Origin of the sequence: Jiangella alkaliphila (assembly GCF_900105925.1) — a bacterium.
Lineage (GTDB): Bacteria > Actinomycetota > Actinomycetes > Jiangellales > Jiangellaceae > Jiangella > Jiangella alkaliphila.
Map to the genome: position 1 here is coordinate 5,751,637 of NZ_LT629791.1, position 23,214 is coordinate 5,774,850.

Sequence of the window (23,214 nt, forward strand, 5' to 3'; positions counted from 1 at the left end):
GCGACCGTCGACGGGATGGTGCTCGCTAACGGCCACGTCCACCGGGACCCGGACAGACTGCTGTTGCGGGCGGCGCGAGTGCTGGCGGCCGTCGGTGAACGGTTCGAGACCGGCGACGCGGTCATGACTGGGTCGATGGTCCAAGTGCCCGTACACGACGGCCAGCACGTGGGCGCGCACCTCGGCAGGCACGGCTCAGTCCAGGTCATGCTCAAGCCAGCCGGCCCTCGCCCAGCGGCGTGAGCTCACGGTCGACGGCACAACGCCGAACCCATGCGGTCGTCGGTCACCTCAGCGGCCACCGGTCGCACCTCTCGCCGCCCGCGTTCTGGTCGGTTTGCGACCAGAGCTGCAGCGTCGGCGGCGCCGCTCTCGTCCCAGGCCGAGGCCGAACGCATTCTCGTCGCCCACCTCGCCCAGCAGGGTGTCCGGCCGGGCCGCGGTGTTGAACTCGTCGGCCGCGAACAGCATGACGACGCGGTCATCAGCCGGCTCCGGGGCGCCGGCACGGATGACGAGACCGTCACCGCTCGGTATGGCGTCGGCTGCGAAGGCGCACGCAGCAACGTCCGTGCGTTGGCGCGACCGACGGCATCGAGCCTGACGCGGCCCATGCGTTCGTCGGGGATGCCCCGAACCGGGGTTAGCCCGCGGCCGCGAGGCCGATCAGGTGCTTGAACGCCAGCGTCGCGATGCCGATGTAGCCGAGCACCAACCCAGCGACGCGATCGCCAGCCCGGACATCTTACGTAGTTGCTGCCGGATCCAGGTGGAGTCCGGCGGTGGCCCGTACGACACCTCGACAACCCGGCGGCAGGTGCGGCAGGATCGGGCGACGCGGGGAATGAAGAGGCCAAGCGCCCCGCCGCGGCCGCCCCCATCCGGGCGCTGGGTGGGGGCGGCTTCGGGTGCCTGCATTTTTCACGCGACCGCTCATGTGTTCCGAGGTGGAGTAGTGGTCGGATGTCGGAACGAGGAGTTCCCGAGCGACATCCCGCCGCGGAACGCGTGCGAGTTCCAGGCGATGGCCTGCCCGCTCGACGGCCTCGACAGTGACAGCTTCCGGCCGGCCGTCGTCAGGACGTGGATCGCGACGCACTGCGGGTGAGGCCTCCGCGAGACAGGCGGCGCTGTCGCGCGAGGCGCTGTGGCTGCGCAAGGCGTGTCCGTCCGGGTAGGGCAGGGGTGCGCGGCCTTGATGGTCAGTCCTGCGCCGGCATCGTGACGACGCCCTTCACCCTGACGACTCGCCGCTGGTGGATCTCGACGACGGCGACCTGGCCGACCTCGCCGGGGAACGGCTCGTCGACGAGGTACGTCTCCTCGATCTCCGGCAGGTGCGACGCCGGCCTGAACCGCAGCGTCACGGTGTGGCCCGGTTCGCCGTCCGGGAGCTCGCTGCTGACTCGTGCAATAGTAGCGGTGACATGCATCATGACAATCCTCTGCGCTTGCCGAACGCCCAGCGTACGGCCACGGCCAGACGAATGGTCAAGCCGTCTTCGCCGGCCGCCCGGCGCGGCGCTTCCACCGCTCGCCGAACGCCACGACGCCGGCGCGGAACCACAGGGAGCCGACGCCGAGCTGGTAGGCCGGCTCCGGGAAGTCGCGGTGCTCGTGGGCCAACTGGTGCACGCGCTGCCGGCTGACGCCCAGGATCTCGGCGGCCTCGGGCCCGGACACCAGGTCCGGCAGGGTCGGCCGCTGCAGCTCGGCGTCGCGGACATCCTGACGCACTGCCTCGACCCGCACGACCGGCGCCGTTGGCAGCCTGAACCGGTCGGCGGCCGCCAGGATCTCGCTGACCGCCCGGTCGCGGGCGCCGTGCAGCGTGGAGGCTTCGAGGGTCACGGTCGCCGACCAGCCACGTTCGTCGCCGCTGACCGCGGCGTGCAGGCGCGCCAGCGCGGCGGTCATTGCGCCCAGCCGGTCGACGGTGGTGTCGCCGATGATCGCGGGGTCGAGCGGGGAGTGACCGTCGAGCAGGACGTCGACGGTCACGCAGTACCCGGTCATCATGCTCTCCTCCCTGGTGGCCACTCGCCACTGACTCGGCCGACGAGGGAGACGAACTTCTTGAGCGCCCGATCGTCGTTGGGCGTCGAGGTGGGCACGATCGCCGTCTGGGATCGGTTAGGCGGGTAGACCCGTGGATGGCCCTTGCCACGCGCGTAGCGCCAGCAGCGTTGCCTGATCTGGCGGTCGACGATCTCCTGGCCCGGCTGTTCAGTCACCATCGTCATCATCCCCGGACCTCTAACCAATTCTGATGTAGAGGACCGTTCAAATCACTGTCAAGGGTTCGGTGCCGCGTCCACTTCGGCGAGCAAGTCAGCGTAGGCCGCGTGCATCACCGCGCCGCACCGCGCGTGACGGGGGCGCCTTCCTGCGGATGTTCTGGAACAGTACCGACGCGCCCGCCGTCGAGGTGCCTCTGGACAACTTATTCTGCCAGGGCTGGAACACGTTCAGCCAAGTGTCGTCCAGACAGTGCAGAACGCCAGTGCCCGCCGGCCCCGGGGGCCGGCCGCTGGTCCGGCTCCTTGTCGCGTCTTCCAGGTCGGGGACGTGACGGTCGGTCGCTCCCTGAGGCGCTCCCGGGACCTGCCGGGCCACATGTACACGTGCATGACGAGTGCTCAATCGGGCTCCCACAGACCCTGTCAATCAGGGCCTCTGCGTTCCGAAGCCGATCGAGCGAACTCGGCTCTTGACGTCCGCCACGCCGGCCCTTCGGCGGCGATCGGGTACAGGCGGTGCGGCGGTAAGAAATTCGCGTGCTCCGTAGCCGGGTGCGTGCCACGATGACGCGGTGAATCCAGACGGTACGAGCGCCCCGGTGGTGCGCCGCGCGGATTCGTCGGACTGGTCCGCGTTGGCGGCGATCGACTCCGTCGCGGCAAGCGGAGACCAAGCACGGCGCGCCGACATCCGACGATGGTGCGAACACGGCCTTGTGCTCATGGCCGAGGACACCTCGAAGCGGCCTGTCGGCTACAGCACGCTGGAGTACAGCTTCTTCCAGCAGGGCTTCGTCACCATGCTGATGGTCGCCCCCAGCGCACGCCGACAAGGCGTCGGGAAGCTGCTCCTCAGCGCCGTTGAGGCCGCCTGCACCACGCCCAAGCTGTTCACCTCGGCCAACGTCTCGAACCACCCGATCCAGCACCTGTTGCAACAGGCCGGCTGGTCGCCAGTCGGCCTGCTCCACGGCCTCGACGAAGGCGACCCCGAGCTCTTCTACCTCTGCCCCAGCAGCCGACTCGCCCACGGCTCGCCCTGAGGCCCATTACCCAGCCTCATCGTGGTCCGCGGTGCGGACGCTGCGCGTGAAGCACTGACATCGCTCGAGAGGCTTGGAAGCCTGCTCCCTCTACGAGCTGACCGGAACCGCCATCTCGTCCCCGCAGTTCGGGACCGACGACGTACTGATCGACGAACAGGACCGCGACCGGGTCGAGCGCGCCGTCCTCGTCCTCCTCGACGACGCCGGCTAGCCACGGCCGGGGACAAACTCCTGCGCCTTGGCCTTGACCCCCTGGACGAGCACGCGCCACGCGTTCGGGTCGCCCTTGAGCAGTGCTTCGGTGGTCTCCTTGAGCTGGTCGAAGGTCGCATGCGGTGGGATCGGCGGCACCTCGGGGTCGCAGCGAACGTCCAGCAGGACGGGGCCGCCCGCCGTCAGGGCCCGGTCCCACGCGTCGCCCAGCTGATCCGGCGCGCCGACGTTGATCCCCTCGAGGCCGAACCCTCGCGCCGCCGCCGCGTAGTCGACGTCGGGCAGGGTCTGCGACTCCTCGAACTTCGGCGCCCCGCCTAGCGCGCGCAGCTCCCATGTCACCTGGTTGAGGTCGTTGTTGTGGAACACGCAGACCACGAGCCGCCGGTCGGCCCAGCGGTCCTGGTAGCGGGTGATCGTCAGCAGCTCGGCCAGCCCGTTCATCTGCATCGCGCCGTCGCCGACGAGCGCGACGACCGGCCGGTCCGGGTGGGCGAACTTGGCGCCGATCGCGTATGGCACTCCGGCGCCCATCGTCGCCAGCGTGCCCGACAACGACCCGCGCATACGGCCACGCATTCGCAGCAACCGCGCGTACCAGTTCGTCGACGACCCGGAGTCGGCAGTGACGATCGCGTCGTCGGGGATCCGCAGAGACAGCTCGTGCACGATCCGCATGGGATTGACGGGCTTCGCGTCGACCATCGCCTGCCGCTCGACGGTCTCCCACCAGGCCGCGGCGCTCGCCTCGACCCGCGACCGCCATGAGCGGTCGGTCACCGGTCGCAGCAGCGGGATCAGCGCCCGCAGCGTCGGGCCGGCGTCGCCGACGAGGTTGACCTCCGTCGGGTAGCGCAGGCCAGCCATGCGCCCGTCGAGATCGATCTGGACCGCCCGCGCCTGACCGAACTCGGGCAGGAACTGGCTGTACGGGAAGCTAGAGCCGACGATCAGCAGGGTGTCGCAGTCGCGCATCAGCTCGTAGCTGGCCCGGGTGCCGAGCAGCCCGATCGACCCGGTGACGTACGGCAGGTCGTCGGAAAGCACGTCCTTCCCCAGCAGCGCCTTCGCCACGCCGGCGCCGGTCGTCTCGGCCACCTGCATGACCTCGCCGGCCGCGCCGCGGGCGCCCTGCCCGATCAGGATCGCGACCTTCTCCCCCGCGTTGAGTACCTCGGCGGCCGCGGCCAGCTGGTCTGCGGCCGGGACGACGACCGACGACGGTGTGTCCGGCGGGCCGGACGGCACCTGGCGGAACACGTGGCCGGGCGCGTGGTAGTCCAGCTCCTGCACGTCGGCCGGGACGATGATCGCCGTCGGTGCCCGCCGGGTCAGCGCCGTGCGGAACGCACGGTCGACGGCGTTCGGCAGCTGCTCGGGGACGTTCACCTCGGTCAGGTACTCACTGGCGACGTCCTTGAACAGCGCCTGCAGGTCGACCTCCTGCTGATAGTGCCCGCCCATCGCCGCACGGTCCGTCTGCCCGACGATCGCGACCACCGGCACGTGGTCGAGCTTGGCGTCATAGAGGCCGTTGAGCAGGTGGATCGCCCCAGGCCCGGAGGTCGCCACGCACACGCCGGGCCGGCCGCTGAACTTCGCGTACCCGACGGCCGCGAACGCCGCCATCTCCTCGTGCCGCGACTGGACGAACCTCGGCTCGTCCGCCGCCCCGAAGGCAGCGATGATCCCGTTGATGCCGTCGCCCGGATAGCCGAAGACCTGCTCGACCCCCCATTCGCGCAGCCGTCCCAGCAACCGGGCTGCCACCGTCTCGGCCATGCTGTCTCCTCACTCGGCGTTGGCTTCCGTCGGCCCGTACCCGAACAGCCGGAGGTCACCGGCGGGAGTCGCCGTCGGCTTTCAGCTTCGGGAGCACCTCCGCCCCGTAGAAGTCGAAGAAGGCGTCCTGATCGGGGCCGATCTGGTTGACGAACACGTCGCGGTACCCGGCGTCGAGGTAGACGCCGGTTCAGGTTCCGGCTGTCGCATCGCTGTGCGGGCGGGCATCGAGTGATCGGCTCCGACCCGGTGCCCGAGCGGCGGGCGCGCGCCGTCGAGCGCGGCGAGCACGTCTTCGGCCCGGACGCCGTGGACGATATCGGCGAGGCGGTCCGCGAAGTAACCGGCGGCCCGGGCGCAGGTCCCACCGTCCGTGCCGGTGCTCGTGCAGCCACTTGGCCGTCGTCTCGGTCTCGACCCCGAGGTCGGCGGCGAGCACCTCGGCCGCCGTCGCTGACGGGGCGCCAGGCCGATCACCCGGCCGGCGCCCACCTGTCCCTCCCACGCCCGCCGCAGCCCACTCAAGGTGGTGGTCTTTCCGGTCCCGGCCGGCCCGACGAGCACGTCGACGACGCGGGCGGAGGTGGCGATCTTCTCCACCGCGAATACCTGGTCCGCGGCGAGCACGACGCCGCCGTCGTAGTGACCGGTCGCGCGGGCGACCACGTCCAGGTCGACGGTCGGCGCGGTGCGTGTGTCCGCGAGCCGCAGGAGATGCTCCTCGGCCTCGAACACGGCTGCCGACGAGTAGACCGTGCCGTGCTTGGGCCGGAAGGCGCTCGTCCCGTCGGCACGCCGGAACTCCGCCGGCGTCGACGCCAGCTCCGGCGGCGTCAGACGCAGCGACGCCTGCTCCGCGGCGTCGACGACCAGGCCGACGACGGCCTCCCGGTCGCTGGTCGTCGCGAATCGCAGGTGCATCAGCTGCCGGGATGCCTCGGCGTGGAGGTTCCACCGCCGCCAGGTCCGCCGCCGATCCCCCACCCGCACGAGGACGGCGGCAGCCAGCTGCTCCAGCTCGTCTCGCGGGAAGTCGTCGGCGCGGAAAACGGCGCGTCCATTCCCCGCGGTGAGGAGGTCCTTAGCCCAGGCCGCCAGCTCGGTGTCGATGAGCGGGCCTGCACGGGTGCGCCACAGGTCGGTCAGCTCGGCCAGCGAACGCACCTCCTTGTCCGGACGCGTCGCCAGCGTCGCCTGCTGTCGCAGCCGCAACACCGTCCGTTGCGTGGGGCGCCGGCCGTGCGACTTGATGTACGCGTCGATGAGCCGGTCCTTCTCCACCTCGATGTCCGCAGCCCGCGAAGAGAACTCCGCGATGAGCTCGTCGCCCACGCCGGCGATCTCCCAGGCCGGGTTGCGGTCCCGGCCGCGGTCGCGCTGCTCCCACTCGACGCCGAGGTCGCGGGTGAGCGTGTCGGCCAGGACGGCGTTGTAGTGCTCGGACAGCGCGACGACCGCCGCGTGCATCGGCCGGCCGTCCAGCGTGCGCCACTGGCCGTCTCGGCCTTGCACCCGGTTGGCGATGACGACGTGGGTGTGCAGCTGCGGGTCCGCGGATCTGGAGTCGTAGTGGTCGAACGCCGTCGCCACGACACCGCGGGTCTCGACCTGAGCGACACCGCCGCTACCGGTGCGCGTCATCGCGACGTCGCGCTCGAGCAGCTCGATCACGTCGGCGACGGCGGCATGGTGCGCCTGCATGATCAGCGCCTGCGTCCCGATATCGGCGAACGCCCAGAGCACCGAGACCGACTTGGGCACCGAGAACGTGTAGTCGTAGCCGGCCACCGTCCGCGGCGCCGGCCGCGCCTTCTCCTCCGCCGTGAGGTCCCTGACGCGCTTGGCACGCTGGTCGGGCGAGAGCGCAGGATGGAGGGCAGCCGTCCGGATGGCGATGCGTTCGGTGAGCGGCTTGAACTGGAAGTACGCCCGCCCCAATGTCTCGTTCGTCAGCGGGTCGTGGCCTTGGCCCAGCAGCCGGCGCAACTGCTGCTCCGTCACCACGTCGCCCGGCGTCAGCGACCCGTCGCCCAGGGCGCCGATCCCGGTTCCGATCCTGTAGCCGGGAGGGGTGCCCTTCTCCTGGTAGTACCGGGTCAGCGGCATCGACAGCCACCGGTCACCATCACCGGCCGCCACCGACGTCAGCAGGTAGCGGTTGGCGCACCTCCTGGTCAGAGAGCCACAAGGACGTTGTGCGCACGCGACGGAGGAGGTCCGAAGCGATGTCCAACAACCCGTTCCTCGACGCTGCCCTCGCGGCAGCGGACCGAGGATGGCGCGTCTTCCCGATCGGCTCCGGCGGCAAGAGGCCAGCGTTCGAACGCTGGCAGCAACTGGCGACAACTGATCATCAGCAACTCCGCTCCTGGTGGCGGGCCACGGATCGATGGAACGTCGGCATTGCCACCGGTGAGTCAGGGCTGCTCGTGGTTGACCTCGATCCGGCGCACGGGGCGACGGCACCCGAGCCGTTCAAGGGCGCCCAGCACGGATCGGACGTCCTGGCAATGCTTGCGGCTGCCGCCGGAGCCGAGCCTCCAGCGGACACCTACACCGTCACCACGCCGAGCGGTGGCCAGCACCTGTACTTCCGAGCTCCCGGCGGCGGCGCGCATCGGACGACCACCGGCACGTTGGGTTGGCGGGTCGACACCCGGGGCCGCGGCGGGTGCATTGTCGGCGCGGGCTCGCGGAGCGCAGCGGGATCGTACGACCTGGCGCTGGACCATCCGGTAGCGGAGCCGCCTGATTGGCTCGTCCACGCCCTCACCCCGCCTCCTCCACCGACGCCGGCGCCACCGCTACAGCTCTCGACCGACCGGGCCAGCAGATACGTCCAGGCGATCGTGGCGAGCGTGACCGCCAACGTGGAGTCTGCGCAGTCCGGCTATCGACACGACGCCGTCCTCAGGGCGGCGCGTACATTCGGTCAGCTGGTAAGCGCCGGCGAGCTCGACGCGAGCGATGCGCGAGAGCAACTGCTGCGGGCCGCAGCTGTCCACGTCGGCGTCGACGGCTGGACCGCCAGAGAGGGCGAGCGGACGATCGACGACGGCCTCGCCTACGGTATGCGTCTGCCCCGCTCGATCAGCTCGGCCGCCGGCCCAGCACTCCCAGACGCACACGAAAGCGTGGGCCGATGACGGCGGTAAACGGCCGCGCCTGCACCGGCCCCGGAGGATCGTCATGCGCGCTCTCGATGACGCCTCCTGTGCTCGTCCCAGAGCCTTGGGCAGCGCGCTCGCTCAGCGGCCGTAGGCGCTGACCTGCATCAAGGCACCCTTCCCTTGATCACGTTGGGCGACTTGGACACGTATTCGCCACGGGATGTCCGGCGATAGCCGTCAACAGTCGGAGTTGGCCACCGACAGCCAGTGGTTAACAAGGTCGAGTGATTGGACCGACTAGTGACCTCTTCGGTGTGAACAACGAAACTCGTCGTGCAGGACCTCGCAGGATACGAGTCCACGCAGTTCACAGCCCTGCCTCGCCCAGCATCACGCATCCTGACCCGGCCTAACCATCAAGATCGTCCCACAGATCTCCCATGATCTTGAAATGGCCTTAGCTGAGATTGATCCAAGGTCTATTGTCGAGCCGAGGGCAGCAGGTAACGTGCGTCGCCGCCCTGAGCGGGCGGCGTATCGCCGGACGCCAACCTTGCTAACCGGCTGAACGCGTGCTCGCCAGCGGCACATCAAGACAACTTGGACACATACTCGCGACATGACGGTCGTGCGGCTGCAGCGTCGTTGCGCAGGCCGAATATCGGTTCCCATCCCCGTACGCTTATTGGCCAAACAGCCATTCCGGCCTGCTGCCAGGACTGCGCGAGAGGCACGAACATGGTGATGATCGACTACAACGTCAGCGACCATTGGTCCGCTGACGATCCGGACTGGCTGAAGTCCCACGTTTCGTCACTCGGCCGCAGCCACGGCGTCAGCACCGTCCTGCCGCTGACCGTGATCTTGGAGGAGGTCCTGGAGTGGGTGGAGCTTGCCAGCGGCGTCGATGCCTGGAAGAAGCGCGACAATCGAACGTCGCTACGGCTCGACCTCGACGAGTCCATCGGTGCGATCGGTGCCTCGCTTCGAGCACACATCGCCGCGTCGCTCGCAGAGTTCCAAGCGACCTTCTCGCAGCTCATCGGTAGCCCTGCGACGGTCTTGGCACGGCCACCGGGCACCCGCTCCGATGCTGTGTGGACCGACGTCACCGCGGCCGCGATGGACCTCCTCGATGCGCTCGACACGGACGAGGCCGCCAGGGCAAGCTGGGATGACCTCGTGACCACAGCTCAGGACCGCACACTGGCTGGCCGGGAGTACCGCCCGATCGCTGAACTGCTCTTCGACCAGTTGCGCAGGCGCGGCCTCAGCGCGGAGGGGACGTTCCGCGACCTCGTCTCGGTGGTCGCATTCGGCCGTGATCCCGACGACATTCCCATCGGGCAGACGACCGTACCGCTGGAGGAGCGGATCGCGAGCGCCCGAGCCCATGCCAGCACGCCGGCTAAAGTCGAGCCGATCGTGGTGTGGCTCGGCTACCAGGGCCAGGCCTTTGCACACATTGCCGCTGGGCGCGTGTCCTTCATGAATGCCCACTGGGCGGTTCCCAACGCCGAGCCCGAGGGCCAGGACTTCGAGCACAAGGCAGAGCTGTGGCAACTGGTGCAGCGCGGCAACCTCTTCAAGGTCGCAGAGCTGGTCGACGAGGAGTCTGACGTTGACTTTCTCGTTCGCGTCGACCTCGGTGAGTCCACGGCCGCCGATGCGGTGAACCGTGCCGTCGACATCGTGAACACGATCCTCAGTGTCTCGATCTACAACTCTGGCGGGATCCGCCCGCACCTTGCCCAGTACGGAGTCCTGCGCTCTGGCCAGATCGGCTCGTACAGCGGCATGGTCTCCCGACGCGAGACGGGGTTCCCCCAGGATCACTACGGCGCTCACATCACCGCAGAATCGATCAAGGAGCACGGGCCGCGTATCGCCGAGGCGCTCGCCCGCGAAGAGCTTCCCCGGTTTCTCGCCGCCGCGCTGGAAGTACAGACCAACGCCGATCACCCATTCAGCCGCGACATGGCGCTGCGCAAGCCTTCCGAAGCAGACATCAGAAGCGTGATCCCCCTCGCGGACCGCGTGGTGCAACACATCGCGGCACACGCAGCATTCCCCCCCAATCGACCTGTTCGATCTCCTCGGCGAGCGCTGGCCGCACGCCCGGTGGCTAACCGATGTGCGACGAGCCGTCCAAATGTGCCTGCTCGGCATTGGAGACCAGAACGAACAGTTCGCGGAACTGAGACGCGAGTGGTACGCCGACAACCCGTCGCGCCCGTGGATTCTGCTCGTCGTTGAACGCTCTAGCGATCTGCTCTCGCTCTGCCGCATCGAGTCCGAGCGCGCCTGGATCAAACGGATGCTCGCAAGTGTGAGCGACTCCACCGCGTACCGCGCCCTGATTGCGTACTACACCGCCGAAGGCGCTGTGTTGGAGGCCAGACGCCGTCGTGTCCGTAACGCCTTGGTGCACGGCAACCCCGCCAGCTTCGCGATAGTTGAGTCCGTCCGGGAGTACGCCGGGTTCTTGAGCGGCACCGCACTCAGCATCGGCCTCGAGTCCTACGTCGAGGGCAGAGAGCCCGCTGCCGCGCTTGCGAAGAGGACCGACGAGTTCATCGCTATGCAGGCGGGCCAGGACGCCGCCAGCTATTGGCGGGCTCATCTCACCGCCAAAGCTGCAACGGGTACCGGCTCATCGTAGGCACAGGCGTCGACACACCAACGCCACTGGCCGGCCGGTGCAGGCGTGAGAGCGCGTTGTCGACCACGACTGCTTTTGCCGGTTGATGGCCAGCGCCGGCAACGGCCCGGCGCAAGCCCGAGCGCCACGCAGCCGAGACTGCAGAGCCTGTCGCCGTCGACGGCGCCGACAGCATCTCGCCGACCACAGCACAAGCTTCCGGCGCCGGCGTCGAAAGCTGTGTCGATGGTTGGCCGTCGCCAGACGAACGCACAGGTGAACCTCCGGCGATGCCTTGAGCGGCGGCACGTGCGGCCTCGAGGATCCGGTCATCTTTGGTGGACTGGCAAGATCTCGAGGAATGGGTCCTGCTCGCTCCCTTGGGCGCACGCCGTCCGCGACCACGTTATCAACACCCTTGGCCTGGCACAGCTACCCTCCTCGATGTGACAGCCAGCGACCAACCATTGACGCACGACGAGAGGCTGATGGTCCTCGGACGGATCGCGCAGTCCGCTGCCCTCATGGAGACCATCTTGCGCTCATTGGTTGCCAGTCTGATCGGCTCGCCACGGGCCGTCATTGTCGTGAGCGGCCAAAGTGTCTCATGGCTGATTGAGACAGCGCTGGCAATCGTTAAGCACAATGACGAGGCACGAGCCCCGACGTTGGGCCCGCCTAGGCACGTTGCGGCGTTCGCCACCGCCATCCAACGCTGCAAGGACGCGAACAAGCGGCGCAACGATGCTCTGCATGGAGCTTGGATCGACGACGACCAGCAGATTGTCAGCAAGTACCGCCAGCCGTATATGATGATGCTGCTGCAGCCGGCCGTCGACCTTACACGGCTATCTAATGACCTCGACGAGGTCGTCATGGAGCTGCTCGACACATCGATGAAGGTCACGGGCGTGCTCTGGCGACCAAACCAGACTGCCGAGGATTCGGCCGATCAGTAGGCGAGCCCAAGCACGCCTTCAGCGCGGTCGTCACATCGCACCCCCTGTTGGTGTTCCAGCTGCCTCGGCAGGCGGGGCCGCAGCATAGCCAGGGGGTCGGACAGTTGCTCTACCAGCTCATTCATCCGCATTCACGAGAGTCATTGCCGACGGACGAGCATCGCTCAGCTCTGTATGAGAGCCTTGACCCACGATCAAGAACCTCGCAGGGCAGGAGATCGTGGCATGACCGACCGGCCGATCGAGCACGCCGTCGACGGCCTGCATGAAGCGCGCGATGAGGCCTCACGTGGTGTAGCCGACGTCGCCGATCGCGCCAGGAAGGCCACCGACGGCATCACCCGTATGGTCGAGGCAGCCAACGTCCGCAGCGGCACCGACAACCCGGCCGCCGCCGTAGCGGATCTCGGCCAGGCCATTCAGGCCGTGCTGCGCACGCTCGGTGACGAGCTGCAATCCCTCCTCGGAGGTGCCGCTGATGACCTCGATGAGCTGCGTCGCCCCGCCGACAACTCCGCAGCTGCCGATGCGCCGACCGCGGTCGCTGCGGTGCCTGACGAGCTGCCCGTCATCAAGGTCTCAACCGGTGCTTCCGAGCGGCACCCGGCGCTCAACAACCCGCCGCCGTCGAGCGTCATCGAGGTCGACGGTGCGGTGCGCTACACCACCGATGAGCGGGGCCGGGTCATCCGCACCCAGTCCGTGCTGGTTGAGACGACGCCCGATCAGCCCCGCGACAAGTACGCGCAGACCAGCCTGAAGGACAAGCTCCCCGGCGACCATGCCGGGCACATCATCGGCCGGATCTTCGGCGGCATCGGCCAGCGCCTGAACCTCGTGCCCATGGAGGGCAAGAACGTCAACAACGGGCAGTACGCCGCGCTCGAGGGCCAGTGGCACGACGCGATCACCAAGGACAAGAAGGAAGTCGAACTCGACGTCCACCTGTTCTACAACGACCACACCCGCCGGCCGCACAAGCTGGAGGTGTATCACACCATCGATGACAAGACTGAGCTGACCATCATCCGCAACAAGCCCGCCCCCAAGGGGACACCGTGAATCTGGAAGCCACGCAGCCGCTGCTCAACGAGGTCGGCAAGGCCATGGTCCGCTCTAGCCCCGAGGGCTGGCGGACCATCACCCTCACGGTCACCGCGGCCGCCAACATGATGACCACCGCGCTCGATGTCGAGCTGGCTGACGCCAGCCACCACACCCGCGCCACGATCGACAGCGATGGCACCGACACCCTCGACGAGCTGCACGACGCCATGTACCAGGACGGCAAGGGCACCTGGTACAACGCCACCTTCATCGTCAGCGAGGGCGGCAAGCTCGACGCCAGCTTCGACTTCGACAACCCGCCCTATGGCGGCATGGCTGACGACCCCACGAACACCGGCAGCGCCGCCCGCGAACTGCTGCTGTACGACCACGAGCTGTTCCCGCGCGATGAGGCGAACCTGCCGGCGTGGCATCCGGTGCGGCAACCGTCGTCCGACTGAACGTGAAGGCGGCAGAGCGCTGGAGCTAGATGCCGGGAGCCCAGCACACCAAATCGGATGCCACTTCAGGTATATACCTGCACAATCTTCGTAATCGCGGAGAGTATGGATATCTGGATGCCCATCGGTCAGATGTCCCGCCTCAACCGACCGATCTGCGCCAACGGCTGGCCAGGTGATTACGCCATGAGCGAAACTCCACGTCAGCAGCGATCTTGAGCATGACTGATGCCAAGCACAGGAACTGCCGTCGTTGCCGGATTTGTGTAGCACAAAAATGCTATGTGACGCATTGTCATAAGTACAGTCATAGGTCGTGGATAGCCCGCATTCATCGAGGCAGGGCTGCGTTTTCGTCGCCGGGTGGCTGCGCCGGCACGCCCGGGCGGACTGCTTATACCACACCCGTCTGGAAGAACGAGCTGACCTGCAGTTTGTCGGCAGCCCGTTCGCCATCGAGCTGTGCGGCGCATCCCCCTGCTGTCGGATCGATGTGCCAGGCTTACTGGCGGGGCGGCAACCAGCCGCTCCGAACGGTTGACCCGGCGCCGAGGACTCGCGACAGACTTTGGGAGAGCAGACGCGAGCGCCCTCGGCTCGGGCCGACCCCACGTGAATGAGGTACACCAATGATGCACGAAGTCGTGCCCTGGCGCCCACAGAAGTCCGAAGGGTGGGCCGTTCATGCCCCGAGTTATGTCCACTTCTCCGAAGAGCGATCAACTCGAGGCCTGATGCGCAACGGTGGTCACCGAGCATGAGGTTCTCCGAGGCGTTCGGGATCACCACCGGTGCGCGGGATGACTGGTTCGACCCCCACCTCACGGTCGACACCAAGCTCTTCATCGACCCACTGCTCATGATCCGCGCCGGTGGGCAGTGGGCCATGGCTCATGACGAGCTGGTAAAGCACTTCGTCAGCTGCTACCGCCTGGTCGCCAAGGCCGCGTCACCGACGTCGGTCTCTGCGAGGACTGCAGTGCGCATGCTGAAGTTCCCGGAGCCGGCCGAGTTCTGCCTGGGCTACACCGCCTCCGGCACTTCGGGCGCCGGCTCCAGCTCCGGGCTCGCGCGGCAGATGGCTGACGGCATCGCCGTCGCCATCGCCGCCGGGCTCAAGGTTCCCGAGCACATTGAAGAGATCGGCATCCTCAACGAGGGAATCGGCGCCGACCGCATCTCGGACGCAGCATGCAATGTGCTCAAGCAGCGGTTCGTCAAGTACACGCAGACGGTCGCCCGGCGACATGGCATCCAACTCGACCAGCACATGTTGCGCAACGCTCGGGTTGACGTAACCAACGGCCGGTGGGTCAAGGAGAAGACCCTTCTACCGACCAATCCAGTAACCAACGGCCCGGTTCTGCTGGTTCCGGAGCGAATCCTGAACGAACTCCCTACGCTCAACGCCGACGACTGGTTCGACTCTGACCTGAACGAAGACATTCGCGGTCAGATGAATCTGAAGGTTGGCGAACACGCCGCCAAGGCCAGGATTGTTCAGTATGCCCAGAGGTATCCGCAACGGGTGCGCCAGTGGGCACGCCAGCAGACCAGCCGTCCGGACCTAGCTGGGTACAATTTCGAGGCTGATCCGTTGGGCGTTGTCAACTGGGACAAGGAACCGGTCGAGTACGCGCAGCAGCACCCTCTGGGAGATATGAAGGAGCCGGCCAACCAGGCGGACCTGAGCCGGCTCATCGACGAGATGATCAACAAGTTCCGCCACTTCATCGAGGACCAGCGCGGCTGGTCGCTGCTCCACAACGATGACGGCACGGAGAAGCCTGAGGAGGCGGCGCAGCTCGCCTTCCTGGGCATGGCACAGCACTATCTCCGGCTCTTCAACGTGGAGCTCGACCGTGAGGTCGAGCTGGGTCGCGGACCGGTCGACTTCAAGGTCTCCTCCGGTTCGAAAATCCGCCTGCTGATCGAGGTGAAGAAGGCCCACAACGGGAAGTTCTGGAACGGCCTCTCGATCCAGCTGCCGAGCTACCTGCAGTCGGACGACGCCACCGAGGGCTGGTACGTGGCGCTGCGCTATCGAGACAACAAGAACTCCATCAAGCGGATGAAGGAGCTTCCAGCGATGGTAAGGCAATGCGCGCAGGCGACGGGCAAGAACATCCGCTACGCCGCGATCGACGCTCGGCCTAAGAAGTCAGCATCTAAGCAGGACCCCTAAGGCACATCGATGCCCAGCTCTGCGGCGAGACGGCCCTCGACACGAAGGACGCGGGCGAGGGGGTGCAGGAGCCGGTAGGCGACATCGCCCCGATGCTCCACGAGTTCTTCACTCGTAACCGTGATGACGTTCTCGTAGTGCTCTCGCGTCCAGGCAGCGTGCCTGACGCCACCCCGGATGGTCAGTTGGCTGTCCTGGCCATCCGGGGCGTGCGTGACGTGGATGCCGACATCCCACGCGCCGTAGTAGCCAACCTTCGTGCCCAGGCCAGCGGCCAGGTGCAGAACCTGCTCCACGATGTACCGGATCTGAGACGTGCCGATCAGCCGACCTTCGGCTCGATCACCCGTGACGCCTCCCTGCATGACCCGGACACCAACTTCCTGGTGAAGGTCGACGACGATGAGGTCCGGACCTTCGTCCGTCCCGTCAGTTCGGTACTGCTCCGACCCCTGGTCGCGGTAGTACCGCGTGGCCGTGCTGATACGCGGCGGCTCGGGCTGCACGGGCACCGCGTCGGCTGCTGCCTGGATAGCCGCCGGCAGCGTCCCGTCGCCACGATCCAGCAGCTCCGCGAACTGATCACGCCGTCCTGACCGCGGTGACACCACGACATAGGCCCGCCCATCGGTCGTTGCATTCGCGCTCCCGGCCTCGCCTCGACCCACTCGCGCAACACCGCCGTGATCTGCGTCACGCGGAGCCGGCGCTCAACCATGTAGCGCTCTACCTCGTGGTCATCGAGCTTCCGCTTACTCGCATCGCCCCTTCCCCAGTAGTGCTTGTCCACCATGTGTGGCGCGTCGGGACTGGGCGGAACGGACACCACGAGGCAGCCTGTATCCAGCTCTGTCGGATGCGGAAACGTCGTGATGCTCACAAGCAGCGGCGGGTGGACTCGGGTACGCGCGACCTGATCCACCCGGTCTCGGAGCGCCTCAAGCTCAGAAGTGCCAACCACCTCACCCGCCTTCCCGCCATTGTCCTTAATGCCCACGATCAGGAGGCCGCCGTCCAGAGCGAGGGAAGCTAGATCCCTAGCCAGCTCCAGGCTCCCTTCCTCCGAGGTCGGAGAAACTGCCCTCTTCAACTCGACCCAGTGCGTTTCATTGAGCAAACCGGCCGCTGCGGCCGCCACGATGTCGTCCCAAGTGGCGGGCGACCATCGCGGAACGTCAGGGCCCAAGGAGAACGTGCGCGTGAGATCGACCATAGGCGGAAGTCTGGCAGTCAAGTGGACGCGCGGAAAAGGGCGCTGACGAGGAGGTCGGCTACGTCGGCCCCTCAGGCCTCGACTCGAGCCAGCAGCGTGGCCTGCACGTTGGGCACGCGCGTTGTCTGGCAAACTGGATGTCCATCGACTGTAGAGGGCCCTGCGTGGAGGGATAGCTTGGGTAAGAGAGTTCGGCGACAGCATGTTGTATCGCGCTTCTACCTCAAGGGTTTTGCAAGTGATGCAAGTCAGATTCGCCGCATAACGCTGCCAGGCGAACCGAGCCATCTCTTGGCAACATCTGATGCTTCGGTCATCAAAGACTTTACACGATCACGCTGCCCGACGGCAGGCAATCAGACATGTTTGAGCGCGCCTTTAGTGAGATCGAAGAGCCGGCTGCAGATGCGCTCCGCGCAATCATTGATGGAGTCTGGCCGATTGTCGGTGACCGCCGTTCGGCCCTAGCCACGTGGATCGCTCTCCAGCATCTCCGGTCCGAGGAAGTACGAGCAAGCCAGAGCATCATGAACGCAGAAATGATTCGCCTCGTCGTTGGCGCATCAGGCAAGGAAGCACTTCGTCAGATCATCGAGAGCAGACGGTCAATCGGTTTCTGACGATGCACTCGATCGAGAGTGGCGCGACATCACCAAGCCCGGAGGGCCCGATCTATCGCCAAATGCCGATGAACACATGCGCCTCCTCACGTCCCTGATCGACGGCACAAGTCGCCACCTTTACGACTGCCACTGGACGCTTTTGCGATTCGTCCGCCGGTCGCTTCTTACGTCAGACCACCCAGTATCGATGATCGTCGGTCCGGAATACCCTGAATGGCAAGGCGTTGGCATCTTCACGACGGACCTGTTCGCAGTCCCCTCAGCCGGAGACTCGGCCTGACTATTCAGCCACGGGATCGGCTTCCCAGCGGCTTCGGCCGTGCACCCGATTTCAACTTGCCCGGTTCGACTAAATGGGCTCGAGCTTTTTGTCAAGAGACTGCAGCGCGTGCGCGACGGTATGTTTACCATCATCCGGATGACGCGCCACTGACGGGAATCGTCCTTCGCGATCCAGAAACCAGGCGACCTAAGACGGCTGATAGTGACCATTTGTCCATGAGGATGGGTTGTTCCATGGCATGACCGAGGATGAGCGTAAAGCAATGTCTCAGACGCGCGTGCTTCACGATGATTCGCAGAGCTTTCTATCGACGACCTGCCGTGGCCGATTCCAGGGCGTCGGAAGCCGGATGGTCCGGCGGGCAGGTAGCCCAGCGTCGCGCGCAAGTCACAGCGCCGCCTTGACCCCAGCCGACCAGGCAAACCGGGTGCAATCAGTCGCCCTGATGGCCATGATGGGACCATGGCAGGAGACGACATAGCGGGGAGCGTCGTACAAGCGTTTCATCACAGCCAGTTGGGTCGAATGGCCAGCGAGTTGGTCCGCCAGCACCCGGCCGCGTCCCGGGATGGCTTCAAGCGCGCGTCCGGGGAGCACCTCGCGGCGATCCTCACCAGCGCTTGTCTCAACCGGACGCCGGTGGGCATCGACCTGCACGGCAGCGTGGATCTGACATACGACCTGACGGACCCGCCCACGCCAGTGCCGGAAGCCTTCGGACTCCGCGACGCCTCGCACGCCACGTTCGAGGTCAAGTCGCTACCTGGCAAGTTCCGTGAGTTTGACGCTGCGATCGATCGAGCCATCGCCGCCGGAGTCGAACCAGTGCAGAAGACTTTCCGGGCAAAAGTAGTCTCGGTCAATGACGTGTTGAGCGGCGTGGGATCCGATGTCATCCAGCGCGCTAAGAGACAACTAGAACAGAAGGCGCCAATTGGATACTCGAGGAATATCTTTCTCGTTGCCCACTACCTAGAATATCCAGCCGTCGAAGTCTACGCGGACGAGATCCCCCTGATTGCTCACAGGCTCGCTCCATTGTCCGGTCTCGACGGCATCGACAGCGTCTGGACGCTGTGGTCGCCACATCCAATCCTCGTGATTTGGTCCACCCGCGACCAGCGATGGGTCAACGTGTGCTTTGCCTACGAAGAGGGCGAGGGACAAGACGATCCAGAGGAGTTCCCATTGCTACAGCAGGTCGAAGCCGAGTTCATGGAGAGCGCCGGCGGGCGAGGTTCTCCCTTCTACTTCGGCATGACCGCAGGTGACGGGCCCGCACCATGACGCTTGCGGGGCGAAGCGCCACGCAATAAAGGCGATTCCTGTGAGAGACGAATTCACTCTGGCCCAATAAGCCCGCTTGAGCTTGAAAGTATCGACGCTGTCGACAATTCGTCGGCCGGGCAGGAGAAGGGAACGACACCCGGCGCTTGGCTGTAACTGTGTCCGGCGTCGGCTTGGTCGAGGCGCCTTCGACTACAACAAGCACTCGATGGCGGCATCAAGGACCCCGCCTATGCCGGCTGCAAAACGCCGACCTCGCGCTCCTGCTCGAAGGTCACGATCTACCCCAATGCACAATGGATCGGCCCACCTCACACTCCGCGCGAGCGAGCCCACAGCGGAGGAGCCGAGCACCAGTCACGCACGCCGGGGGGCGTGCACCCGCACGAGGTCCCACCCAGCGTTGGTCCGCGGCCGGGACTATCACTGAAGCCCATCGGGTCGGTGATCGTGTGACGCGCGCCTTGTGCACGGGTCGAGGGCGGTGCCGGAATCGCGCCGCGGCTGGGTGCGCCTTGTTGGTGAAGGCTCGGCCCTCCGATGGACGCCGGAGCCGGTGAGCAGCGCGATGCCGGGGAGATCGGCCGGGCGGCGGCCGGGGTGGTCGCGTGGCGCCTGGCCTGTGGCGGGGACGATCGTGGCCTGGGTGAGTGCCCGTGTGACCTGCTGGGTGAGCGGGTCGACGGCTGGGGCGCCTGGGTCGTGGCGATATCGAACGACTACCTCGATCGGCGCGTGCAGATCGAGGTCCTGGGCGACTTGCGGAACGGTGTTGATGTAGTTGTCAGCGTAGGCGGCCTTCTCGGCGGTGAAGTCGGCCTGCAGCGCGTGGTAGGAAGCGGTGGCGCGTTGTCGGGACTCGTTCGGGAGACTCTCGTCGACGACTGCCGACCAGAGTCCACGGACGACTCGTTCGTGGTGATCCAGCAGTCCGAAGTTGTCGAACTGGTCGTCGACGTCGAGTAGTACGCGGACCGGTTCTGACCGATAGGTGGGCAGGGTGTTGGGCAGCGGCGATCCGAGCAGTGCGGCGATGGTGGTCGTGTTCGGTGTGATCGGTTGGCCGGCGAACAGTTCTGCGATCCCGCCGATGCGGGTCACGACGCTGTCGAGGGCGTCGGTGAGTTCGTCGGCGAACGGGAACGGTGAGCGGCCGTCGTCGGCGATGTAGGCGACGGACTGGCGGGCCAGGTCGGTGACGGCGACGATCGCGCGGAACACGGTGGCCTCGTGGAGGCCGCGGTCGGGGCCGGGGCGGCGCTGGGTGCCGGCGGCGATGAGTGCGGTGATCAGTTCGGTGCGTTTGGTGGCTGGTTGGCCGGCGAAGAGTTCGTCAGTTCCGCCGACGCGGGCGTTGACGGCGGCGAGGATCTCGGCCAGTTCATCGGCGACGTCGAAGGGGCGCTCGCCGGTGTCGGTGAGCTGTCGTTCTCGAGCGACTGCGCTGAGCGCGACCAGGGTGGTGACGAGCGGATCGTTGATCGGCATGTCGTGCGGCATGGGTGCAGGTCCTCTCTTCAGACGGTGCCGGGGCCGCGGTGTCCCCCGCGTCTTCGTAGGACCTGGTGTGGCGCTGCCCCCAGTCGGCGCACCGAGGGCACAGACAGGCGTGGCGAGCAATTCCGAGTACGCGTGTGCGGGCGAGCCGTCGCAGCGCTGGGGTTGGGTGCGGTGGCGTACCTCGTGGATGTCAGCAGCGGACCGGGCGGATGGGAGACGGCCATGGCTGCAGAAGATCCGGACGAGGTGCGTTGCGTCGTGGGTGACCTACGGCTCTCCGTGTCGCGCCTCGGTTCGGGCCCTCTGCGTCCGGGCGAGATGGTGACGCACTTCGAATCGCACGTGCGGTCGACGTCGAGGGATCTGCCGGGCCAGCTGTTCGATCACCTCTTCGACACCGCTGAAGGTGCGCTGACCGCCCGGCACGGGCTGCGCCTGTGGGCCGGCCACTTGGTTCAGGCCGGCGAGGACTTCTACTCCGACGATCCGGGTGGCGTGAGGTATCCGATCTGGTTGTCGGCAATGGCAGCCCGCTACCTGTTCGATCTGCGGATGGTGGCGTTGACGGGGGCGACACCCGCCGAGATGCTCACTGTCGGGATTCCCGCTGATCGTCTTCTCGTGGGTGTGGAGGTCGCGCGGGAGGCGCTGCGCGCGGAGGCGCGGTTGAGCGGTCCTCGCCTGGTCCGGCCGGAGTCGCTTGATGAGCTGCGGAGGATCGCGGCGAACGCCGACCAGGATGTGACCGTCGCGGATCCGGACGATCCGCGCGGTCCGCCCCTGTATGAGGGGCCTGCCAGTGAGGCTCATCAGCGTCTGTCGCCTGGCCGGTACCGCGCGCACCTGCTTCACCAGCCGGCGCACCGGCTGGTGGTGATCGTCGCGAGGTCGGAGATGTACGGCGGGCCGATGGCGGCATCGTTCAGTCGCCTGCGCTCCGTGGAGCGCCCGCGCCAACGCGCGAACGGTCCCGGCGCGCACGGAGCAGCGACCGAGGCGCCCAGCGCGCGGCAGCAATCGGATCGGTGGGCACCAGGACCGCGCTCGTCGCCGCGAGGCGCCGGCGGCATCGATCCGCCGGCGCCGGGACTGTAGGCACCCGGAGACCGCGCCGCGGGGTGATCGGCCCGGTTCGGCCGGCCTGGCTGCGGCATGCACGGCTCTTGCGATCGCGGTGCCGGGACCGGCGCCGATGGCGTGGCGTGGTCGGTCAACTCCCGCCACGGCGTGCTGGGCTCTGGGACGGGCCGCCTGGGCGGGTGGGGTCGGCTTTGAAGGTGCCGCGCTGGGGGACGATCTCGATGACGTTGTCGGCGACGAGCAGGGCGAGTGCTCGGCGTACGGGTCCGACGGACAGCTTGTATTCGCGGGTCAGTTCGGCGATGGATGGCAGCCGTTCCATCTTTTTGAGGTCGCCGTTCTCGATGCGGTGGCGGAGCAGCCGCGCCAGCTGCTGGTAGGGGTGGTCGCGTGAATTGGGGTCGATGTGCTGGGGCGCGTTCACGGTGCTGGGTCTCCGGTCGCTGGTGGGCGGAACATGTCGGTGGCGTCGACGTCGAGAGCGGTCGCGAGCCGGTGGATGGTGTCGAGGGTGATGGCGCGCCGGTGCCCGTTCTCGAGGTTGCGCTGCACGGCTGGTGGCAGGCCGGCCAGGGTGGCGAGCTCGGCTTGGGTGAGGCCGCGCTCGACCCGCAGGACCCGGATGCGTGCGCCGAAGGTGTCCTGGGGCCGGGATCCGGGGTCGCTGCGAGCGAGGGAGTGTTGATGCTTGGCAAGGACGCGGGTGCGGATGGATCGGATCTGGTCGGTGTGCACGGAGTGCTGGAGCATCACCCAGGAATCGACGGACTGCCACACCTTCGTGACGTGCCAGGGGGCGCCGCCGGCGTCGAGGTGAACGTGCTCTCCGAGGGTGAAGGCGCGATCCGTGCGGTCGCGGGTGGCGCGGTCCGGTGGCGCCGGCGCGGGCGGTAGCGCCTGGTCGGCTTGGCCGAGGAGGCCGCGAAGCACGTGTGCGGTGGCGATGACGGTGTCCATATGGGTTCCCCAGTCCCGGCGGATCGCGCGCAGTTGCTCGACCAGGGCGGGGTCAGGGACGGGAACCTCGACGACAGGCGGGCCGGCCGGCGGCGGAGTCGCTCGGGCGGCGAGTTCCTGGGTGAGTCGGGCGTTGTCGGCGTGCAGGCGCTCCATGACGGTGCGCAGGAACGCGACGTGATCACGCACGCGCTCCAGGCGCTCGGCGATGGCCGGTGCATGGAAATGATCGACGAGATCGCCGTTCTCCGCTTCGAGCTGCGTCACCTGCGTTCGCGGTTGCGCGGCCTCCCCCGCGGCGGGTCGTGTCTGCGCCTGGTCGCCCAGGGAGACGTTCTCGTCGCGGAGCTTCGCCAGCTCCGCCCGTGCCGAGGCCAGGTCGGCGCGTAGCTGCTGTTCGACGTCGGGGTTGCCGGCCAACGCAGCCGCGGTCGGTGATGGAGTCGCCGCCGTCGGGCGTGCCTGGACGGGTCCGCGGTTCACCTCCTCCAGCTGTCCGGCGGGGCCGGGTCGCCGGTCCGGGTCGTCGTTCGTGCGGCGGCGTGGGCGGACGTTGTGGCTCCTCACGTACCAGACCGCGGCGATGA

At 67.1% G+C, this 23,214-nt stretch carries 21 protein-coding genes and 4 pseudogenes; 15 read left to right on the plus strand and 10 right to left on the minus strand.

Going from position 1 to position 23,214, the window contains the following annotated elements; genetic code table 11:
• Positions 1–273 precede the first annotated feature (273 nt).
• Together BLV05_RS38740 and BLV05_RS36080 are read left to right on the plus strand one after the other, a co-directional pair.
• Positions 274–678 (plus strand): FAD-dependent monooxygenase, encoded by a 405-nt coding sequence (locus BLV05_RS38740; RefSeq protein ID WP_082155700.1) that lies wholly within the window; start codon positions 274–276, stop codon positions 676–678.
• A 277-nt stretch (positions 679–955) separates the two neighbouring features.
• The gene (locus BLV05_RS36080) at positions 956–1,108 is read left to right on the plus strand and encodes a hypothetical protein (protein WP_157524313.1); all 153 of its coding nucleotides are present in this window, start codon (positions 956–958) and stop codon (positions 1,106–1,108) included.
• A 94-nt stretch (positions 1,109–1,202) separates the two neighbouring features.
• Here BLV05_RS36080 and BLV05_RS36085 read toward each other — a convergent pair whose 3' ends face one another.
• A complete protein-coding gene (locus BLV05_RS36085; RefSeq protein WP_152691026.1) occupies positions 1,203–1,436 on the minus strand; it encodes a hypothetical protein in 234 nt (77 codons plus the stop codon).
• Between the two features lie 55 nt (positions 1,437–1,491).
• Positions 1,492–2,016, minus strand: coding sequence for a hypothetical protein (locus tag BLV05_RS26440; RefSeq protein WP_152691025.1), 525 nt, complete (start codon positions 2,014–2,016; stop codon positions 1,492–1,494).
• Positions 2,017–2,839: 823 nt separating this feature from the next.
• Between BLV05_RS26440 and BLV05_RS26445 the strand changes: the two genes are divergently transcribed.
• Together BLV05_RS26445 and BLV05_RS36095 are read left to right on the plus strand one after the other, a co-directional pair.
• Positions 2,840–3,283: a GNAT family N-acetyltransferase gene (locus BLV05_RS26445; protein ID WP_197683331.1), complete on the plus strand. Its 444-nt coding sequence runs from the start codon at positions 2,840–2,842 to the stop codon at positions 3,281–3,283.
• Between the two features lie 73 nt (positions 3,284–3,356).
• Complete coding sequence (locus tag BLV05_RS36095) at positions 3,357–3,497, plus strand: hypothetical protein (protein WP_157524315.1); 141 nt, start codon at positions 3,357–3,359, stop codon at positions 3,495–3,497.
• On the opposite strand, the gene BLV05_RS26450 is transcribed toward BLV05_RS36095, so the two are convergent.
• From BLV05_RS26450 to mobF, 3 genes and pseudogenes are all read right to left on the minus strand, one after another.
• Positions 3,494–5,281, minus strand: a complete 1,788-nt coding sequence (locus BLV05_RS26450; RefSeq protein ID WP_046771894.1) for a thiamine pyrophosphate-requiring protein — start codon at positions 5,279–5,281, stop codon at positions 3,494–3,496. The two genes, BLV05_RS36095 and BLV05_RS26450, sit on opposite strands and share 4 nt — an antisense overlap.
• Positions 5,282–5,336: 55 nt before the next feature.
• A pseudogene (locus BLV05_RS38745) lies at positions 5,337–5,462 on the minus strand (LLM class F420-dependent oxidoreductase); the annotation flags it as partial.
• 329 nt (positions 5,463–5,791) lie between these two features.
• A pseudogene (mobF, locus tag BLV05_RS26455) lies at positions 5,792–7,387 on the minus strand (MobF family relaxase); the annotation flags it as partial.
• A gap of 119 nt (positions 7,388–7,506) precedes the next feature.
• Between mobF and BLV05_RS26460 the strand changes: the two are divergent.
• The 7 genes from BLV05_RS26460 to BLV05_RS26485 all read left to right on the plus strand — a co-directional run bounded on the left by BLV05_RS26460 (position 7,507) and on the right by BLV05_RS26485 (position 15,684).
• Positions 7,507–8,427 carry a bifunctional DNA primase/polymerase gene (locus tag BLV05_RS26460; protein ID WP_046771893.1) on the plus strand — a complete coding sequence of 307 codons (921 nt, stop codon included), beginning with the start codon at positions 7,507–7,509 and terminating at the stop codon, positions 8,425–8,427.
• A 702-nt stretch (positions 8,428–9,129) separates the two neighbouring features.
• A complete protein-coding gene (locus BLV05_RS26465; protein WP_197683332.1) occupies positions 9,130–10,647 on the plus strand; it encodes a hypothetical protein in 1,518 nt (505 codons plus the stop codon).
• Positions 10,648–10,720: 73 nt separating this feature from the next.
• Positions 10,721–11,053, plus strand: a complete 333-nt coding sequence (locus BLV05_RS37175; protein ID WP_197683333.1) for a hypothetical protein — start codon at positions 10,721–10,723, stop codon at positions 11,051–11,053.
• Positions 11,054–11,478: 425 nt separating this feature from the next.
• Positions 11,479–11,991, plus strand: coding sequence for a hypothetical protein (locus BLV05_RS26470; RefSeq protein WP_152691023.1), 513 nt, complete (start codon positions 11,479–11,481; stop codon positions 11,989–11,991).
• Positions 11,992–12,216: 225 nt separating this feature from the next.
• On the plus strand, positions 12,217–13,053 hold the full coding sequence (locus tag BLV05_RS26475) for a DNA/RNA non-specific endonuclease (protein ID WP_046771891.1): 837 nt from the start codon (positions 12,217–12,219) through the stop codon (positions 13,051–13,053).
• Complete coding sequence (locus BLV05_RS26480; RefSeq protein ID WP_046771890.1) at positions 13,050–13,499, plus strand: hypothetical protein; 450 nt, start codon at positions 13,050–13,052, stop codon at positions 13,497–13,499. The genes BLV05_RS26475 and BLV05_RS26480 overlap by 4 nt, the downstream gene beginning before the upstream one ends.
• A 757-nt stretch (positions 13,500–14,256) precedes the next feature.
• A complete protein-coding gene (locus BLV05_RS26485; RefSeq protein WP_046771889.1) occupies positions 14,257–15,684 on the plus strand; it encodes a hypothetical protein in 1,428 nt (475 codons plus the stop codon).
• Here the strand turns inward: BLV05_RS26485 and BLV05_RS37840 are convergent.
• Together BLV05_RS37840 and BLV05_RS38750 are read right to left on the minus strand one after the other, a co-directional pair.
• The gene (locus BLV05_RS37840; protein WP_231948617.1) at positions 15,681–16,352 is read right to left on the minus strand and encodes a hypothetical protein; all 672 of its coding nucleotides are present in this window, start codon (positions 16,350–16,352) and stop codon (positions 15,681–15,683) included. The genes BLV05_RS26485 and BLV05_RS37840 overlap by 4 nt on opposite strands.
• Positions 16,353–16,438: 86 nt before the next feature.
• A pseudogene (locus tag BLV05_RS38750) lies at positions 16,439–17,185 on the minus strand (AlbA family DNA-binding domain-containing protein); the annotation flags it as partial.
• Between the two features lie 32 nt (positions 17,186–17,217).
• Between BLV05_RS38750 and BLV05_RS26500 the strand changes: the two are divergent.
• The 3 genes and pseudogenes from BLV05_RS26500 to BLV05_RS26505 all read left to right on the plus strand — a co-directional run.
• Positions 17,218–17,517: pseudogene (locus BLV05_RS26500) on the plus strand (DUF4238 domain-containing protein); the annotation flags it as partial.
• A complete protein-coding gene (locus BLV05_RS38755) occupies positions 17,453–17,800 on the plus strand; it encodes a DUF4238 domain-containing protein (protein ID WP_407717052.1) in 348 nt (115 codons plus the stop codon). The pseudogene BLV05_RS26500 and the gene BLV05_RS38755, both read left to right, overlap by 65 nt.
• A 465-nt stretch (positions 17,801–18,265) precedes the next feature.
• Positions 18,266–19,090 carry a hypothetical protein gene (locus BLV05_RS26505; protein ID WP_046771887.1) on the plus strand — a complete coding sequence of 275 codons (825 nt, stop codon included), beginning with the start codon at positions 18,266–18,268 and terminating at the stop codon, positions 19,088–19,090.
• Positions 19,091–19,513: 423 nt separating this feature from the next.
• Here the strand turns inward: BLV05_RS26505 and BLV05_RS26510 are convergent, their stop codons facing one another.
• Positions 19,514–20,590 carry a hypothetical protein gene (locus BLV05_RS26510; protein ID WP_046771886.1) on the minus strand — a complete coding sequence of 359 codons (1,077 nt, stop codon included), beginning with the start codon at positions 20,588–20,590 and terminating at the stop codon, positions 19,514–19,516.
• A 171-nt stretch (positions 20,591–20,761) separates the two neighbouring features.
• Here BLV05_RS26510 and BLV05_RS26515 point away from each other — a divergent pair, with 171 nt between their 5' ends.
• Complete coding sequence (locus BLV05_RS26515) at positions 20,762–21,685, plus strand: hypothetical protein (RefSeq protein ID WP_152691022.1); 924 nt, start codon at positions 20,762–20,764, stop codon at positions 21,683–21,685.
• 115 nt (positions 21,686–21,800) lie between these two features.
• Here BLV05_RS26515 and BLV05_RS26520 read toward each other — a convergent pair whose 3' ends face one another.
• Both BLV05_RS26520 and BLV05_RS26525 read right to left on the minus strand, forming a co-directional pair.
• Positions 21,801–22,094, minus strand: a complete 294-nt coding sequence (locus BLV05_RS26520; RefSeq protein WP_052763003.1) for a winged helix-turn-helix domain-containing protein — start codon at positions 22,092–22,094, stop codon at positions 21,801–21,803.
• Positions 22,091–23,047, minus strand: a complete 957-nt coding sequence (locus BLV05_RS26525; RefSeq protein WP_160312815.1) for a helix-turn-helix domain-containing protein — start codon at positions 23,045–23,047, stop codon at positions 22,091–22,093. Before BLV05_RS26525 ends, BLV05_RS26520 begins: the two co-directional genes overlap by 4 nt.
• Positions 23,048–23,214 lie beyond the last annotated feature (167 nt).

Bases quoted from the DNA above. Each gene is read 5' to 3' on its own strand.
- BLV05_RS38740 (WP_082155700.1), top strand. From the start codon at position 274: ATGCGGTCGTCGGTCACCTCAGCGGCCACCGGTCGCACCTCTCGCCGC.
- BLV05_RS36085 (WP_152691026.1), bottom strand. From the start codon at position 1,436: ATGATGCATGTCACCGCTACTATTGCACGAGTCAGCAGCGAGCTCCCG.
- BLV05_RS26440 (WP_152691025.1), bottom strand. From the start codon at position 2,016: ATGACCGGGTACTGCGTGACCGTCGACGTCCTGCTCGACGGTCACTCC.
- BLV05_RS26450 (WP_046771894.1), bottom strand. From the start codon at position 5,281: ATGGCCGAGACGGTGGCAGCCCGGTTGCTGGGACGGCTGCGCGAATGG.
- BLV05_RS26460 (WP_046771893.1), top strand. From the start codon at position 7,507: ATGTCCAACAACCCGTTCCTCGACGCTGCCCTCGCGGCAGCGGACCGA.
- BLV05_RS26465 (WP_197683332.1), top strand. From the start codon at position 9,130: ATGGTGATGATCGACTACAACGTCAGCGACCATTGGTCCGCTGACGAT.
- BLV05_RS26475 (WP_046771891.1), top strand. From the start codon at position 12,217: ATGACCGACCGGCCGATCGAGCACGCCGTCGACGGCCTGCATGAAGCG.
- BLV05_RS26485 (WP_046771889.1), top strand. From the start codon at position 14,257: ATGAGGTTCTCCGAGGCGTTCGGGATCACCACCGGTGCGCGGGATGAC.
- BLV05_RS26505 (WP_046771887.1), top strand. From the start codon at position 18,266: ATGGCAGGAGACGACATAGCGGGGAGCGTCGTACAAGCGTTTCATCAC.
- BLV05_RS26510 (WP_046771886.1), bottom strand. From the start codon at position 20,590: ATGCCGCACGACATGCCGATCAACGATCCGCTCGTCACCACCCTGGTC.